12 protein-coding genes are annotated in these 15618 nt (G+C 58.7%); 6 read left to right on the top strand and 6 right to left on the bottom strand.

The annotated features are described in order from the left end of the window. Positions 1–580 precede the first annotated feature (580 nt). The 5 genes from ppk1 (at position 581) to DW112_RS07465 (ending at position 6745) form a co-directional block, all read left to right on the top strand. On the top strand, positions 581–2989 hold the full coding sequence (gene ppk1 / locus DW112_RS07485) for a polyphosphate kinase 1 (RefSeq protein WP_118328663.1): 2409 nt from the start codon (positions 581–583) through the stop codon (positions 2987–2989). Positions 2990–3087: 98 nt separating this feature from the next. Beyond that, entirely contained in the window at positions 3088–4416 is a 1329-nt protein-coding gene (gene rlmD / locus DW112_RS07480) for a 23S rRNA (uracil(1939)-C(5))-methyltransferase RlmD (RefSeq protein WP_118328662.1), read from the top strand. Between the two features lie 106 nt (positions 4417–4522). Next, entirely contained in the window at positions 4523–5065 is a 543-nt protein-coding gene (locus DW112_RS07475; RefSeq protein ID WP_117638209.1) for a DJ-1 family glyoxalase III, read from the top strand. Beyond that, positions 5062–5643 carry a nucleoside triphosphate pyrophosphatase gene (locus DW112_RS07470; protein WP_089573088.1) on the top strand — a complete coding sequence of 194 codons (582 nt, stop codon included), beginning with the start codon at positions 5062–5064 and terminating at the stop codon, positions 5641–5643. The genes DW112_RS07475 and DW112_RS07470 overlap by 4 nt, the downstream gene beginning before the upstream one ends. A gap of 100 nt (positions 5644–5743) precedes the next feature. Next, positions 5744–6745 (top strand): P1 family peptidase, encoded by a 1002-nt coding sequence (locus DW112_RS07465; protein ID WP_118328661.1) that lies wholly within the window; start codon positions 5744–5746, stop codon positions 6743–6745. 372 nt (positions 6746–7117) lie between these two features. Here DW112_RS07465 and DW112_RS07460 read toward each other — a convergent pair whose 3' ends face one another. Together DW112_RS07460 and glf are read right to left on the bottom strand one after the other, a co-directional pair. After that, complete coding sequence (locus DW112_RS07460; protein WP_118328660.1) at positions 7118–8149, bottom strand: glycosyltransferase family 2 protein; 1032 nt, start codon at positions 8147–8149, stop codon at positions 7118–7120. Then, a complete protein-coding gene (glf, locus tag DW112_RS07455; RefSeq protein WP_022094097.1) occupies positions 8142–9344 on the bottom strand; it encodes a UDP-galactopyranose mutase in 1203 nt (400 codons plus the stop codon). The genes DW112_RS07460 and glf overlap by 8 nt, the downstream gene beginning before the upstream one ends. Positions 9345–9575: 231 nt before the next feature. Here glf and pta point away from each other — a divergent pair, with 231 nt between their 5' ends. Beyond that, entirely contained in the window at positions 9576–10556 is a 981-nt protein-coding gene (gene pta, locus DW112_RS07450) for a phosphate acetyltransferase (RefSeq protein WP_117655322.1), read from the top strand. 227 nt (positions 10557–10783) lie between these two features. Here the strand turns inward: pta and DW112_RS07445 are convergent, their stop codons facing one another. From DW112_RS07445 to DW112_RS07430, 4 genes are all read right to left on the bottom strand, one after another. Further along, positions 10784–11962 carry an acetate/propionate family kinase gene (locus tag DW112_RS07445; protein WP_089573083.1) on the bottom strand — a complete coding sequence of 393 codons (1179 nt, stop codon included), beginning with the start codon at positions 11960–11962 and terminating at the stop codon, positions 10784–10786. A 164-nt stretch (positions 11963–12126) separates the two neighbouring features. Beyond that, on the bottom strand, positions 12127–13305 hold the full coding sequence (locus DW112_RS07440; RefSeq protein ID WP_006234305.1) for an acetate/propionate family kinase: 1179 nt from the start codon (positions 13303–13305) through the stop codon (positions 12127–12129). A gap of 102 nt (positions 13306–13407) precedes the next feature. After that, positions 13408–14586: an MFS transporter gene (locus DW112_RS07435; protein WP_118328659.1), complete on the bottom strand. Its 1179-nt coding sequence runs from the start codon at positions 14584–14586 to the stop codon at positions 13408–13410. Positions 14587–14705: 119 nt separating this feature from the next. Continuing rightward, positions 14706–15596, bottom strand: a complete 891-nt coding sequence (locus tag DW112_RS07430) for a LysR family transcriptional regulator (protein ID WP_118328658.1) — start codon at positions 15594–15596, stop codon at positions 14706–14708. Between the last annotated feature and the right edge of the window lie 22 nt (positions 15597–15618).

Here is a 15618-nt window from a genome sequence, read left to right as displayed (position 1 = left end):
TCGGAAGGCACGTGCAGACCTTTCGTCATGGCCTCCTACCTTTCTTTCGGGCCTTTCGGCCGAATCTCTCAGCACCCTTCCGTAACGGGTGCTGCTTGCTGACAGCTCTAGTTATATCCAAATATCACCCGCACTTCCACCTCGCCCCCGAACGGTCAACAAAGTTCGATGAACGGTATATCGAATATGATTCCCCCATGATGCACTTCAGTTTTGTAAAGCAGATTTTCCTAGGTAAACGTTATTTTTTTCTAGTAAATCAAGACGAAACACTCAAAGTTATCCATGATTCAAAATTGCATAGCGAAAACGGTTTTCTGCATATAAATGACGCTTGCCCTCGATTCGACCTACATTCGATTATATTCAGCTTGCTATCATTCTTATTCATACATTCTCACCAGTTGTGTGAGGATATAGATCGCTTACTCAAAGCACCGGGCGTTAGTACTTCGGCTCGTCAGCGTTAGAAGTAGGTAAAGATACCGTTCGCACAATGCATCCGTGCCATAGGTCGACTAAATTGAGACAATAGAGAATAGTGTTAGGCTACCGTCCCCTGCGGGGACTGAACGGACAGATGAATATGCCGAGCAAAATCGAAAAAAAGCAAGCCGCCGCAAAGCTGCGCAAACCGCCGCGCGACTTCTCGTACACGCAGAACCGAGAGCTCAGCTGGCTGCGCTTTGACAACCGTGTGCTCGACGAAGCCTTCGATGAGTCCGTGCCGCTGTTCGAGCGCCTTAAGTTCGTCTCGATCTTCGAGTCAAACCTCGATGAGTTCCTCATGGTGCGCGTGGGTGGCCTGTCCGACCTGGCCGAGCTCAAAAAGCAACCTGTCGACAACAAGAGCAATATGACCGCCTCCGAGCAGGTCGATGCCGTCATGGCAGAGCTGCCCGGGCTCCTTACCCGCTGGGAGTCGATCTTTAAGAGCATCGAGGGCAATCTCGACACTCTGGGCGTTCACCGCGCCCGCATCGATTCGCTTACGCCCGAGGAACATACCTTTGTAACCCGCTACTTCCAGGCCTACGTATCGCCGGTCATCTCGCCGTTGGTCATCGACCCGCGCCACCCCTTCCCCAACTTGCGCAACGGCGCGCTCTATCTGGCTTGTGGCCTGGACGGCGTCACCGACGAGGAGAGCCTGCTTGGCCTGATCGAGATTCCCGCCTCGATGAACCGCGTGGTCGAAATCCCCTCGCCCACCGGCACCTACTCCTACATCTTGCTCGAGGACGTCATTCTCGCCTGCCTGGATAGCTGCTTTGGCTCCTATAAGCCGCTCGACCGCGCGCTGATCCGCGTCACCCGCAACGCCGACATCGACCCGGACGGCGAGGGCGTCGAGGAGGAAGAGGATTACCGCCAGCACATGAAGCGCATCCTCAAGAAGCGCCTGCGTCTGCAGCCGGTGGTACTTGCCGTCTCGGGCTCACTCGAAAAGTCAACGCTCAAGACCATCCGCAAGGCGCTCGAGCTTTCTCGCCGCTCGGTCTTTACCTGCGATATCCCCCTTGACCTGGGCTACGTCTTTGGCATTGAGGGCAAGATTCCCGAGCATCTACGCAACGAGCTGCTCTTTACGCCGTTTAAACCGCAGCCCAATCCCACCATCGATATGACCCGCTCCATCAGCGAGCAGGTGCTGCAGCACGACAAGTTGCTCTTTTATCCCTATGAGGCCATGAACCCCTTCCTGGACCTGGTGCACGAGGCCGCCTACGACCCCGAGTGCATCTCGCTGCGCATCACGCTCTACCGCGTGGCCAAACAAAGCCGCCTGTGCGAGTCACTCATCGATGCTGCCGAAAACGGCAAAGAGGTCACGGTGCTCATGGAGCTCCGCGCCCGCTTTGACGAGCAGAACAACATCGAGTGGGCCGAGCGCCTGGAAGAGGCCGGCTGCACCGTCATCTACGGCTCCGAGGGCTTTAAGTGCCACTCCAAGATCTGCCAGCTCACCTATCGCGAGGGCATGGCGCTAACGCGCCTGACGCTGCTGGGCACCGGCAACTTTAACGAGAAGACGGCCAAACTCTACAGCGACTTTATGCTCATGACCGCTCACCCCGGCATCGGCGAGGACGCCAACCTGTTCTTCCGCAACCTGTCGCTGGGCAACCTGCGCGGCGATTACCGCTTCCTGGGTGTGGCGCCCGTCGGACTGAAACCGCTCATCATGCGCGGGCTTGACCGCGAGATCCAGCGCGCCCTCGCCGGCGAGCCCGCCCGCGTGTTCTTTAAACTCAACTCGCTCACCGACCGCGAGGTCATCGACAAGATCGCCGAGGCATCGTGCGCAGGAGTCCGCGTGGACATGATCATCCGCGGCATCTCGTGCCTCAAGCCGGGCGTTCCTGGCAAGACCGAGAACGTGCATGTCCGTTCTATCGTCGGACGCTTTTTGGAGCATGCGCGCGTTTACGCCTTTGGCGTGGACTCGGACATGATCTATCTGAGCTCGGCCGACATGATGACGCGCAACACCGAGCACCGCGTGGAGATCGCCTTCCCCGTGCTCGACCCCACCTGCCGCGCCCTGGTGCACGAGTACATGGGCATGCAGCTGCGCGACAACGTGAAGGCCCGCAGCCTCACGAGCGACGGCACCTGGGTCCCCGTGGAGCGCGCAGAGGGTGAGAAACCCTTCAACTCGCAGGAAGCCCTGCTGGAGCGTGCCTACCGCAACGCCGAGGCCGCGCCCGAGCCCGTCATTGAGGCAAAGCCCGCCCCTGCTCCTAAGCCGCAGCCGGCCACACCCGAGGTTCAGAAGGTCCAGGCGACCGTCATTGAGCCCGAGCCCGCACCTGCACCTCAGCCCGAGCCGCAGGCAGCTAAGCCCGCACCCGAGACGAGTGCCCGTCGCGATAAGCCCGCCGGCAAGACCAAGGCCATCGAGCGCCATCGCCCCGGTCGTGTGCGCATGGGCCTGGGCCTGATCGGCCTGGGTCTTAAGACGCTCATTACCGGCAAGACGAAATAGTCGTTTGTAGAAGCAGTTTGTAGAAGCGCCCCGCATTTGAGGAAAGCCTCGGATGCGGGGCGCTTTTCCCTGCTACCATGGTGCGAGCAACAACACGAATGACAGGCAGGGATATGAAGCTCACTATAGAATCGATGACCTACGGCGCCGACGGGCTGGCGCACGCCGACAACGGCAAGGCCGTCTTTGTACAGGGCGCCGTGGCAGGCGACACCGTCGAGGCCGAGGTCGTACAGGACGGCAAGTCGTTCATGCGCGCCCGCACGACCGAGATTCTGGAGCCGAGCCCCGATCGCATTCAGCCCCCCTGCCCCTTCGTTGGCATCTGCGGAGGTTGTTCGTGGGGCAATCTCTCACGCACGGCACAGCTCGCCGCCAAGGAGCAAAACCTGCGCTCCACGCTCGAGCGCATCGGCAAGTTCGCTCCTGAGCAGGTCGATGAGTTGGTGCAGCCCATCTGCCACACCAAGGACGACTGGGGCTACCGCAATAAAATCGAGCTCGAACCGACCGTCGTCAACGGTCGCGTACGCCTTGGCATGCACGGTGTCGACCCCAGCAAAATCGTGACCGTCGATGCATGCCCGCTGTTCGATAAGCGCTTCCCGAAGGCGCTCAAATCGGTCGTCGGCGCACTCAACTATCTAAGCGGCAGCCATGACTTGGGGCTCGAACGCGTGGGCATTCGCGCATCGCGCCGCACCAAGGCGCTCGAGGTTGCACTCTGGACGCCCACAGGCTCTTTTCCGCGCTCGCAAGTCTCCCGCGTGCTGGCGGACGCCGCTCATCCCACGAGCATCGTGCGTGTGATGAGCAAGGGCGAAAAGAAGGCCCGTCGCGTCTCCAAGGTTGAGATGCTCGCCGGCGAGGGCTCCTGGACCGAGAACATCGCCGATGGCCAGATGCGCTTGTCTGCCCCGTCGTTTTTCCAGGTCAACACCAAGGGTGCCGAAATTTTGATTGAGCTCGTTATGACGGCGCTCGACCCGCAAGAGCACGAGCTTGCCGTGGACCTGTACTGCGGCGCCGGAACCTTTACCCTGCCGCTCGCCCGCCGCTGCGACTTCGTCGCCGCCGTCGAGGCCTACGGCCCGGCCGTGCGCGACCTGCGCCGTAACCTGGAGATCAACAAGCTTGATAACGTCGACGTCATTGGCGGAGACGCGGTGCGCGAGTTCCCCGACCAGGATGCCGACGTCTTGGTGGTCGACCCGCCGCGCGCAGGCCTCGCCCCCGAGGCGATCGACCTTATCGCCAGCACGAGTGCTCGCGATGTAGCCTACGTGAGCTGCGACCCGGCCACCCTGGCGCGCGATCTCAAACGCTTTGTCGAAGAAGGCACCTTCTCCCCCGTAAAGATCACGCCAGTCGATCTGTTCCCACAAACCTTCCACTGCGAGACCGTCGTCCACCTTAGGCGCAACTAGCCACTTAATCATTGCTCAGAAAAATCATTGGGAAATCGAGCGTGGCAAGCGGAGGTCTTCGGGGTATAAGACGGCTAATTGTATGCCGCCTATGAAAGGAACCCTCATGCCCAGCGTTGCCGTTCTCGCCGCCGATGGCTTTGAAACTATTGAATGCTTGACCATGGTCGATGTCATGCGTCGCGGCGGCGTGCGTGCCACGCTCGTCTCGATCATGCCCACGCGTGAGGTCGTAAGCTCGCTGCAGATCCCCGTGACCTGCGATGCGCTCTTTGATGAGATCAACTTTGACGAGTACGACTGCGTCGTGCTGCCCGGCGGCTTGCCCGGTGCCACCAACCTGCGCGCCGATCAGCGCGTCTGCGACGTGGTCTGCGAGTTCGCCGCGACCAAGCACGTTGCCGCCATCTGCGCCGCCCCGTTTATCCTGGGCGAGCTCGACCTACTCGAGGGGCGCCAGGCCACGTGCTTCCCTGGCTTTGAGAAAAGCTTCCCCGAAGGCGCCTATACCGGCGAGAAGGTTACGCAAGACGGCAACATCATCACCGCCAGCGGCATGGCCCAGTCGCTCCCCTTTGCGCTTGAGCTGCTGCGCACACTCGCCGGCGACAAGGCCGTCGAGAAGGTCGCCGAGGGCATTCAGCTATGATTTTGGCTTCGCAATCACCGCGCCGCATCGAGTTGATGCGCGAGGCGGGCTATGACATTCGCGTGATTCCCGCAGATATCGACGAAACGCCTTTTGATGGCGAAGCTCCGCTTACACTCGTCGAGCGCTTGGCGCGTGCCAAAGCCGCTGCCGTCACGGCCGAACATGCCGAGCCCAACGAACTGACCGTCGCGGCCGATACTATTGTCACCTTTGACGGCCAAATTTTGGGCAAGCCGGCAGACGGGGACGAGGCGCGCACCATGCTCCGCGAGCTTTCGGGCCGCACGCACCAGGTCGCAACCGGCGTCTGCATCGTTAAAGCCGGCGACGCTACAGCTCCGCATGCCGCCGAGAGCCTGTCGTTTGTCGATGTGACCGACGTGACGTTCTATGAGCTTACCGAAGAGCAGATCGAGCGCTATGTTGCCTCGGGTGAGCCCATGGACAAGGCCGGCGCCTACGGCATTCAGGGCACAGGAGGACGCATGCTCGTGCATGATATATCGGGCGACTTCTATAACGTGGTGGGCTTGCCCATCGCTCGCGTCGCACGCGCGATTCAAAAACTCTCGTAATTGCATCTGGCGCTGGGTATCCCCCAGCGCCTACAATTTTGCCGTACCGTACGGATCCCGACCGGGCATAAGGCCCGGCGGAAAACCGATAGGAGAACACATGGACACACTGCTCGAAGCCATCGATGTTTGCAATGTCGATGGCTTTTGCTTTGGCAACTATACGGACGAGGAGGCTGGCACCGGCTGCACCGTAATCGTGGCGCCCGAGGGTGCCACCGGTGGCGTTGACGTACGTGGTGGCGCCCCCGCTTCGCGTGAGACCGACCTGCTGCGTCCCGAAAACACCGTCGATAAGGTCCACGCCGTCTGCCTTTCGGGCGGATCGGCCTTTGGCCTCGAGGCTGCAAGCGGCGTGGCCCGCGAACTCGAGAGCCGCGGCATTGGTCTGCCCGTCGGCCCCACGCAGGTGCCCATCGTGTGCTCCAGCTGTATCTTCGACCTTGCCTTTGGCGACCCCACCGTTCGCCCCGACATTGAGGCCGGCATCGCCGCCGTGCGCGAGGCGCTCGACCACACCCCCACCAAGCTCGAACAGGGCAACGTAGGCGTCGGCACGGGCGCTACCGTGGGTAAGCTCATGGGCCCCGCCACCTGCATGAAGGCCGGCCTTGGCGCTGCCGCCGTGGCGCTCGGCCCCATCAAGGTGGGCGCCGTGGTCTCGGTCAACGCCTGCGGCAACGTTGTCGACCCCTTCACCGGCGAGTGGGTCGCCGGTATGCGTGCCGCAGCCGATAGCGACCAGATCGTCGACATGGAACTCGCAGCCTTTGCCGCCGCCGGATCCATGCAGATGCCGCTCGACCGCACCAACACCACCATCAGCTGCATCGTCACCAACGTGGAACTCACTAAGGCACAAGCCACCAAGGTCTCTCAGATGGCCGCAGACGCCTACGCACACGCCATCCGTCCCACGCACACTACCAACGATGGCGACACCATCTACACCCTCGCCAGCGGCAAACTGGGCGCCCAGGCAAGCGCCGTCGTTCCCCTAGACCTGCTGGGCATGCTCGCCGTAAGGGCCCTGGAAACCGCCATCGTAAATGGAGCCAAAACCGCCAAAACCTCCCACGGCATCCCCGGCGCCGCGAAGTAGCCTAACCTGACCGGTTGCCCGGTGGGGCTTGGTTATGTTTGCTGCTCTACAGTCCTGGCTCGCACGAAGAGCACATTAAGTGCTCTTCGGCTCGTGCGGAACTCGCGACAAACATAACCAAGCCCCACCGGGCAACCTACCAACCAGATTCTTTTCAGCCCAGGCCCCTATGTACCGCGCGTCGAAGATCTTCAAATTCAAATAACCTGACAATCGATTCTTATAGCAGAGGCCCCTTGGCCTTTAGTTTGATACAAGTTCCGCACGAGCCGGAAAGCACTTAATGTGCTTTCCGTGCGAGCAGGACTGTTCGCAGTAGCAAACTAAAGGCCAAGGGGCCCAGTCAACCTAACAGCAGCGATTACTCGGCAGTTAGTTGAATTTGAAGATCTTTGAGGCAAGACGGTATAGGCCGAGTGTGGTTTTGTCTCCGGCACGACCGCGGAGGTTAGTGAAGAAGCCGACCACACCGTAACGTGCACGACGATACATACGCTCGTCATAGGCCTTCAAATCATTCCACAGCGTCTTCAGACGCTCATCGGCACAATCCTCGTCGGAAAGCTTGGTGAGCACCGAGCAGATCGCCATCATCATGGTGAAGTAGCCCATCATGTACGAACGCAGACGCGACGACTCGACATCGCTGTACAGGTGGTACGACTCCATCATGATACGCGTAACACGGAACTGCTGGTCCAGACGCTTGACCATCGTGGCCTCGTTGACACTCTGGCCCTCGCGACCGATAAAGTAGCGATAGAGGTCGATGTCGGCGTAATAGATAGTCTTGCAACGCGGCAGCGGCACGTAAGCGTAGATGTTGTCTACATAGAACGTGTGCGGCGGCATAGGCAGGTTGGATGCGCGCAGCACATCCGTGCGGTAGCACAGGCTGTGCATGAGCAAGTTCTGGTCCAAGCGGAAATGACCGATCTGGTCCCAGGTAAAGATCTTTTTACGCGGCAGGGCAAACTTGTAGCCAATAGCGGTGTGCGTACCCTCGTAAACCTTCTCGTACACGTAGTTCGAGATAAACAGGTCGACGCGCTGATCGCGCTCCTCAAAGCCGCGCAGGATCGAAAGCATGGTCGAAAGGGCTGCGCCGTCGAGCCAGTCGTCCGAGTCGACGACCTTGTAGTAGGTGCCCTGTGCCTCGCGCAGGCCCGAAAGGACGGCGATACCGTGGCCGCCGTTCTCCTGGTGCACCGCACGGATGATACCGGGATAACGCGCCTCCCACTCATCGGCTTTAGCTGCCGTCTCGTCCTTGGAACCGTCGTCCACCACGATAATCTCGATATCGGTAGCGAAATTGCTCCCCTCCAAAATGGAGGTGATGCAATGGTCCATGTCCTTGGCGGCGTTATACGAGGGAATACCGAATGTTATGACTTTATGCATGGCAGGCGATAATCTCATCCGAAAGATCGAGGGCGGAATTGGTCACGGCGTCCATATCGTAGTAACGATACTCGGCCAGACGACCCACCGGGTGGAAGTTCGTCAGGTTCTGGACGCGCTCAAGATAGCGCTCATAGAGCTCACGGTTCTCGGGCTCAAGAATGGCGTAGTACGGCGTCTCGCCCGAGCCGGGCGTATAGGCCTTGGAGTACTCCTTCATGATGGTGGTCTTGCCGGGCAGGACCTGACCAGTCATGTTCTTGAACTCGGTGATACGCGTGTAATCCTCGCTCGTGGTGTAATTGACGGTGCCCACAGGCTGGAACTGGTCCATATCGAGCGTCTCGAACTTCATATCGAGCGTACGGTACGGCAGAGCGCCCAGGTCGAGGTTGAACAGCTCATCGAGCGGACCGGTATAAACGATCTCGCCGCCATAGACCTTACCGTCGATCTTGACGGTGGTCTCGTCGATCTCGAAGAGGTCGCGGGCGTCCACGTCGCAGAACACATCAATCAGATCGTGGTCGAGCATATGCTCGAACAGCGCGGTATAGCCGTCCTGCGGCATGCCCTGGAAGGGAGCCTGCGGGAAGTAGCGGTCATCGTCGCCCACAAAGACGGGAACACGGCCGGTGATCGAGGGATCGATCTGGTCGGGCGTCTGGCCCCACTGCTTCATGGTGTAATGCAAAAAGACGTTCTCGTAGACGTAATCAGCGACCTCGGCCAAGTCGGGATCGTTCTTCTTACGCAGCTCCATAATGGGCACCTTGACATCCTTGCCAAAGGTCTCCACGAGCTTCTGATACAGCTCCTCGCCGCGCTCGTCACCAAAGGCGAGCTTGAGACTCGCGTGGTTGAAGGGCACGGGCATAAGGGTGCCGTTGATGTTGGCGAGCACCTTGTGCTGATAATCCGTCCACTTGGTAAAGCGCGACAGGAAATTGTGCACGCGCTCGTTAAAGGTGTGATAGATATGCGGACCGTACTCGTGGATCAGGATTCCGGCCTCGTCAGTGCAGTCATAGGCATTGCCCGCAATGTGGCTACGGCGCTCCAAAACGGCAACACGATAGCCGATGGTCTCGGCAAGACGGCGGGCGCAAACGGCACCGGCATATCCAGCACCGACGACAATCATGTCGTACGCGCCGGCGTTAAAGCCTTCAGGCAGGCCTGAGGTAATCTGCATCGATACTCCTTGTCAAAAGCCACGGGCTCGTTAGCTGGGCTTTTCTCGAACATTCTTCGAGACATATTTATCAGAGCGATTATAGCGCTAATGCGTCCTATAATGAGCTTGCCACACAAGGAAAGCTCAAGCACCGCGGCGTACAAATTTGAAAGGTAAACCCGCTAGCAGCGGGTTTATTCGTGAACAGCCGGGTGCCTGGAGCTTAGTGAAACGCTTGTAAGGAGTAACATGAGCGATTTCCTTAACCGTATGAAGTCTGCCGCCAAGGCCGACCTTAAGACGATCGTCCTGCCCGAGGGCGAGGATCCGCGCACCATCGTCGCGGCCACCAAGATCATCGAGGAGGGCCTGGCAAAGATCGTCATCCTGGGCAACCCCGACGAGATCAACGTTCCCGGCGCCACCGTCATCGATCCGCGCAATGCCGAGAAGCACGAGGAGTACGCGCAGAAGTTTGCCGAGCTCCGCGCCAAGAAGGGCGTCACCATCGAGCAGGCTCGCGCCCAGGTGATGGACGCCACCTACTTTGGCACCATGATGGTCAAGATGGGTGACGCCGACGGCCTGGTCTCCGGCGCCTGCCACTCCACCGCCGACACCCTGCGCCCCGCGCTGCAGATCCTTAAGACCGCCCCGGGTACCAAGCTGGTCTCGGCCTTCTTCGTGATGTGCACCGACACCCCGCAGTTCGGCACCGACGGTACGCTGATCTTCGCCGACTGCGGCCTCAACATCAACCCGTCCTCCGACGAGCTCTCCGAGATCGCCATCGCCTCCGCTCACTCCTGGTCCACCTTTATGGGCAGCGTCGAGCCGCACGTGGCCATGCTCTCCTACTCCACCATGGGCTCCGCCGGCGGCGAGGTCGCCAAGAAGGTCCAGGAGGCCGTTAAGTTCTGCAAGGAGAAGGCTCCCGAGCTCGCCATCGATGGCGACCTGCAGCTCGACGCCGCCATCGTTCCCACCGTCGCCCAGCTCAAGGCCCCCGGCTCCTCCGTTGCCGGCAAGGCCAACGTGCTTGTGTTCCCCGATCTCGAGGCCGGCAACATCGGCTACAAGCTGGTCCAGCGCTTCGCCGGCGCCGACGCTTACGGCCCCATCCTGCAGGGCATCGCCAAGCCGGTTAACGACCTTTCGCGCGGCTGCTCTGCCGACGACATCGTGGGTGTCGTAGCCATCACCGCCGTCCAGGCTCAGATGGCTGAATAGCTTACATATCCCCTCGGGACCCTGCCGTCACGCAGCAGTCAGGGAATCTGGAGTGGGCGGCGGCTTGGCTACGAGCTGGGGCTGAGGATCTGAACGAATGGGTGACGTTGCTGGGAGCGCAGGCGTTGCCGGCGATGATCACTTTGGAACTGGAATTTCCGCCTGCTAGTAAAAAGGCCTCCGGGCTGTTGCTCTGGAGGCCTTTTTGTCAATTACAGACGAATGCGTTAGTTGTTCTTGGTCAGGCGCTCGACGTCGTGGGCGATCATGTATTCCTCGTCGGTGGGGATGACCATGACCGTGACGGCGGAACCGGCGGCGCTGATGACCTGCGGACCGTTGCCCACGGCCTCGCGGTTCTTGTTGTTGTCGATGCGCACGCCCAGCCACTCGAAGCAGTCGCAGAAGGCCTTGCGGATCGACCAGTCATTCTCGCCGATGCCGGCGGTAAAGGTAATGGTGTCCACGCCCGCCATTGAAGCGATCATGGAGCCGGCCTGCTGCATGGCCTTGTAGGCGAACATATCGAAGGCGAGCAGGCAGCGCTCGTCGCCCTCGGAGGCGCGCGTACGGATGTCACGGGCGTCGTTGGAGATGCCCGAGATGGCAAGCAGACCAGACTGCTTGTTCATCATGTCATCGACTTCCTGGTAGCTGTAGCCGCCCTCGCGCTGCAGGTAGCACACGGTAGCCGGGTCAATGGAACCACAACGGGTGCCCATCATCAGGCCGTCGAGCGGCGTGAGACCCATCGTGGTATCGCGGCATACACCGTCCTCAATGGCGGCGAGCGAAGCGCCGTTGCCCAGATGACACGAAAGCAGACGGTGGCAGCGCGAACCCAGGATCTCCTTGGCCATCATCCACTCATAGCGGTGGCTCGTACCGTGGGCGCCGTACTTGCGCACGTGGTACTTGTCACACACGTCCTTGGGCAGGGCGTAGGTGTAGGCGACCTCGGGCATAGTCATGTGGAACGAGGTGTCGAAGACGGCCACGTTGGGCAGCTCCGGATACTTCTCGCGACAATACTCGATTGCCGCTGCCTCGCCGTAGTTGTGCAGCGGGGCAAGCGGTGCCACCTCGAGAATCTTAGCCATGACCTCATCGTCGACGACCGCGGAATCGTCAAAGTACCAGCCACCCTGAACGATACGATGCCCAATGCCATCGATCGTAAAGTCGGTCTTCTCGAGCTCCTCGAGCACACGTGCGATAGCCGAACGGTGGTCCGGGAAGGGGACCTCCTCGGTTTGCTTGGCGCCACCGTTCTCGGAGTGGCCAAAGATGCCCATGTCCGAACCGATACGTTCGCAGTTGCCCTTGGCGAAAACCTCGCGGGTATCGGTATCCAAAAGCTGATATTTAAGGCTTGAGCTACCGGCGTTGACAACAAGTACGTTCATGAGACTCCTTTGCAGTGCGATACGGTCGGCGCAGACCCCTTAAGGCGGCCGCATGTTAATAAGAAGTTATCACAACTTAATAAATAACTATCAGGCATATCGCCCAACGAGCACAAAAGAGGGGCCGAACGGCGCTCGGTCGTCCAGCCCCTCCCCTTTTGCAATTACTTGCCGTTGACGATGCGCTCGACGTCGGAAGCGATCATGAACTCCTCGTCCGTGGGGATAACGAAAATCTTAACCTTGGAATCCTTGGCAGACAGGCACCATGCGCCGTCACCACGCAGGGCGTTGCGGGCATGATCCATCTTGACGCCCATAAAGGCCAGGCGGTCGGCCACGCCGGCGCGGACGGCAGGAGCGTGCTCACCGATGCCGGCAGTGAAGACCAGGGTGTCCATACCGCACATGGAGGTGGCCATCTCGGCAGCCTTGGCGGCAATCTTGTAGACGAACATATCGAAGGCGAGCTGGGCCTCGGGGTCACCGGCAGCGGCGAGCTCCTCGACGTTGCGGCAGTCGTTGGTCTTGCCGCCGGTCACAGCCAAAAGGCCGGACTTCTTGTTCATCATCTCGTCGACCTCGTCGAAGGTGTAGCCGCCCTCGCGCTGCAGGTAGCACACGGTAGCCGGGTCGATGGAGCCGCAGCGGGTGCCCATCATAACGCCGTCGAGCGGCGTCAAGCCCATGGTGGTGTCCATGCACTTGCCGTCCTCGATGGCGCACAGGGAAGCGCCGGAGCCGATATGGCACACGACGACCTTGCGGGCCTCGCCGTTGGTCATCTCGGCGACCTTCTTGGAGATGTAACGGTAGCTGGTGCCGTGGGCGCCGTACTTACGGATGTGCAGCTTGTCGCAGACGTCCTTGGGCAGGGCGTAAGTCTTGGCGACCTCGGGCATGTTGAAGTGGAAAGCGGTGTCGTAAACCGTGACGTTGGGCAGGTCGGGATACTGCTCCAGGCAGTACTCGATAACGTTGGCCTCGGGGTTGTTGTGCAGCGGGGCGAGCGGAGCGACCTCGCGGATCTTGGCGAGGACATCCTCGTCGACGAGGGAGGAATCGCCAAAGTACCAACCGCCCTGAACGATACGGTGGCCGATACCCTCGATCTTGACGCCGTTGGCCTCGAGGTCCTTCAGGACAACCTCGATGGCGACCTTGTGGTCGGGGAACTCGATGTTCTCGGTCACCTTCTTGGAGCCGTTGGCAGCATGGGTGAAAGTGCCGCCGGTAAAGCAGACGCGCTCGCAGGAGCCCTTTGCGGACACCTTATGGGACTTGGTATCGATGACCTGATACTTAAGGGTCGAAGATCCTGCGTTGACGACCAGAACGTTCATGTGTCTCCCTACTAACAGGCGGTGTGGCGCCGCCAGGTTACATACGCTTCAATAATAAACCCAAACGCCCTCGCGCTCGGGTTTATTGCGTTGATATATAAGTTATCGGTGTCTAAATACCCATGTCCTTTGACTTGTAAGACGAAATAGCGCGGGGATATACACAAGGGAAGAAATCCCGAGCGCGACAAGCAATATGACTCGAATGCCCGCGATGCTGCTCAACACAGCATTGAACAGATAGAAAAGGATGGCGCCCACCGCCACCATCTGGCTTTGAACCGAAATCAGTGAACAGCGCATCGAAGAATCGGCTGCCTTTTGAAAAATTGAGTATTTAATTGGAGCAAATAACGAGTACGCAACCGTCTGCAGCACATAGAACACGGGCAGCAAATTAGCCGGAGTAAGGGGGATCAAAAACAAAGCTGTCAATACTAAGCGAACGATGCCGCAAATACGCGCAAAGCGGCCCTTGTCGACATGAGCAATCGCACAGGGCACAATAAGTCCCATGGAGGCCGAGGCAAGGAGCTGGACCGCAATGGTCACACCCGAAGCGACGGCATTCATTCCGCGACCCGCAAGCAGCAGTGAGAAAAAGTCTTCCAGGGCGACAAAAGCAAATGCCTGAGAACAGTCCATGATGAACGCTGAACGAAGAATGCCATTACCCGCAATAGCGGTACCGATCATCTTCGGGCTAACCCCATGTTCAGGTGTCGTCGCAGTGCCCCCTCTTCGCATTTCAGGAATGCAGACAACGACAACCAACGTCAACACCATTGCGATGATATCTGCCGAAAGACCAATGAGATATGCACCGACGGACGAAATGAAACCGCCCACGCAAGCGGAGATGGCATAAGAGGCATAGAAAACAAATCGCTCAACGACATTAAGTCTTACGAGCTGGTCCTGAGAGACGCTGTCAATGTAAATCGCTTCGATGGATCCGCTCACACACGCAACGGCAAAACCCTTGAGAGCGAACGCACCGATTAAAAGCAGGGGAGAACGGACGAGAAGCAGGGCGGCGTAGTATCCAAGCATTCCCACGACGCCAACGAGACCGCTTGTCTTTCGTCCAAACCTATCAGCAATATAGCCAGTGGGAACTTCAAGGATGAACTTGCTCACTTGATATGCAATCATCATGCTAGAAATCGATACCATCGAAAGTCCGACGAACTCAAGGTAGACAGTTAGAAAATACAAGATGGTGCTGAAGTTCGACAGAAAAACGAACGTCATATAAAGCAAAACCGTACGGTTTTTCATGCTCCAGCCTCCAAGAGTCAGCAATCTAAATCGGAATCTTGGAAAAGCATGAGGGCAAAGCTGTCAGCTATGTGTTACAAGGCGTCAATAATCACTTGATGCCTCGAAGCCAATTAATCTCACGAAGCAAGATGACGCAATAGGTGCAGAAAAACCGTCTGGTGTCGATCAGTCCAGGCATTTTGTCGATAGCAAAAGTAGATGGGCAAGGCTACATCACGCGAACCTTCAATTGAGCACTCACTCACTTCTGATCCATCCGACGCAAGAGAGGACCCAGAAAAACTCAATATCAATCCCCCGGCTTGAAGAAACTCAGCCTGCGCCTTGTTTCCGTATTCGACATCACGGAAGCGGAAATTAACCAGCTGGGCTTCGGGACATTGATTGATTGCATTGAGACAGGGTGACAAATTAATGGGAACAGCGAGTCTGCCGCCCAGTAACTCGCGAATGGTCATGGCGCCCACAGATTGATGACCCGCTGGGCATGAAAGAACCTTGAGCTCCTTTTCACCCAAATATTTTGAAGAAAGGACGCTGTCCCGTGGTTCCTCGAATGAGATAGCCGCATCCGAAATGCCAAGCACAAGTGATTCAAAGCATGTGGCCGTTGGCTGATGCCACACATCAAGGTGAATCTGAGGATGCGAGCGTTCAAACGAGTCATACCAGCTTTCGGCAAAAAGGCGCCCCCGCCCATGAAGGCAGGGGGCGTAAAGACGAAAGTGGCCATCGGGCGAAACGCCGTCGCCCCTCGATTGAGCGTACTTTTTGAGATCGTCGACTTGTGCCAGGATCACGCGCGCACGACGCGCAAATTCTCTGCCCGCCGGAGACAAAACAGCCTCCCCCGCCGATCGGTCGAGCAAAACAATCTGATACTCAGATTCCAGCTTTTTGATTGCCGACGAAACGGCCTGCGGACTCACATGAACGGCGCGAGCTGCTTTGCGCACGCCGCCATAGTTCGCTACCGCTTGAAGGTATTCGAGTTGAGAAAGCTGCATAGATTACTCCAAAGGCAGCCAA

The organism is Collinsella sp. AM09-41 (assembly GCF_003473245.1).
Taxonomy (GTDB): domain Bacteria; phylum Actinomycetota; class Coriobacteriia; order Coriobacteriales; family Coriobacteriaceae; genus Collinsella.
The sequence above is the reverse complement of the archived record's forward strand: the minus strand, read 5'-3'. Positions and strand labels throughout refer to the sequence as shown.

Excerpts from the sequence above, each read along its gene's own strand:
- DW112_RS07465 (WP_118328661.1), top strand. The coding sequence starts at position 5,744 with ATGGACACACTGCTCGAAGCCATCGATGTTTGCAATGTCGATGGCTTT.
- DW112_RS07460 (WP_118328660.1), bottom strand. The coding sequence starts at position 8,149 with ATGCATAAAGTCATAACATTCGGTATTCCCTCGTATAACGCCGCCAAG.
- pta (WP_117655322.1), top strand. The coding sequence starts at position 9,576 with ATGAGCGATTTCCTTAACCGTATGAAGTCTGCCGCCAAGGCCGACCTT.
- glf (WP_022094097.1), bottom strand. The coding sequence starts at position 9,344 with ATGCAGATTACCTCAGGCCTGCCTGAAGGCTTTAACGCCGGCGCGTAC.
- rlmD (WP_118328662.1), top strand. The coding sequence starts at position 3,088 with ATGACAGGCAGGGATATGAAGCTCACTATAGAATCGATGACCTACGGC.
- DW112_RS07440 (WP_006234305.1), bottom strand. The coding sequence starts at position 13,305 with ATGAACGTTCTGGTCGTCAACGCAGGATCTTCGACCCTTAAGTATCAG.
- DW112_RS07470 (WP_089573088.1), top strand. The coding sequence starts at position 5,062 with ATGATTTTGGCTTCGCAATCACCGCGCCGCATCGAGTTGATGCGCGAG.
- DW112_RS07430 (WP_118328658.1), bottom strand. The coding sequence starts at position 15,596 with ATGCAGCTTTCTCAACTCGAATACCTTCAAGCGGTAGCGAACTATGGC.
- DW112_RS07475 (WP_117638209.1), top strand. The coding sequence starts at position 4,523 with ATGCCCAGCGTTGCCGTTCTCGCCGCCGATGGCTTTGAAACTATTGAA.
- ppk1 (WP_118328663.1), top strand. The coding sequence starts at position 581 with ATGAATATGCCGAGCAAAATCGAAAAAAAGCAAGCCGCCGCAAAGCTG.
- DW112_RS07445 (WP_089573083.1), bottom strand. The coding sequence starts at position 11,962 with ATGAACGTACTTGTTGTCAACGCCGGTAGCTCAAGCCTTAAATATCAG.
- DW112_RS07435 (WP_118328659.1), bottom strand. The coding sequence starts at position 14,586 with ATGAAAAACCGTACGGTTTTGCTTTATATGACGTTCGTTTTTCTGTCG.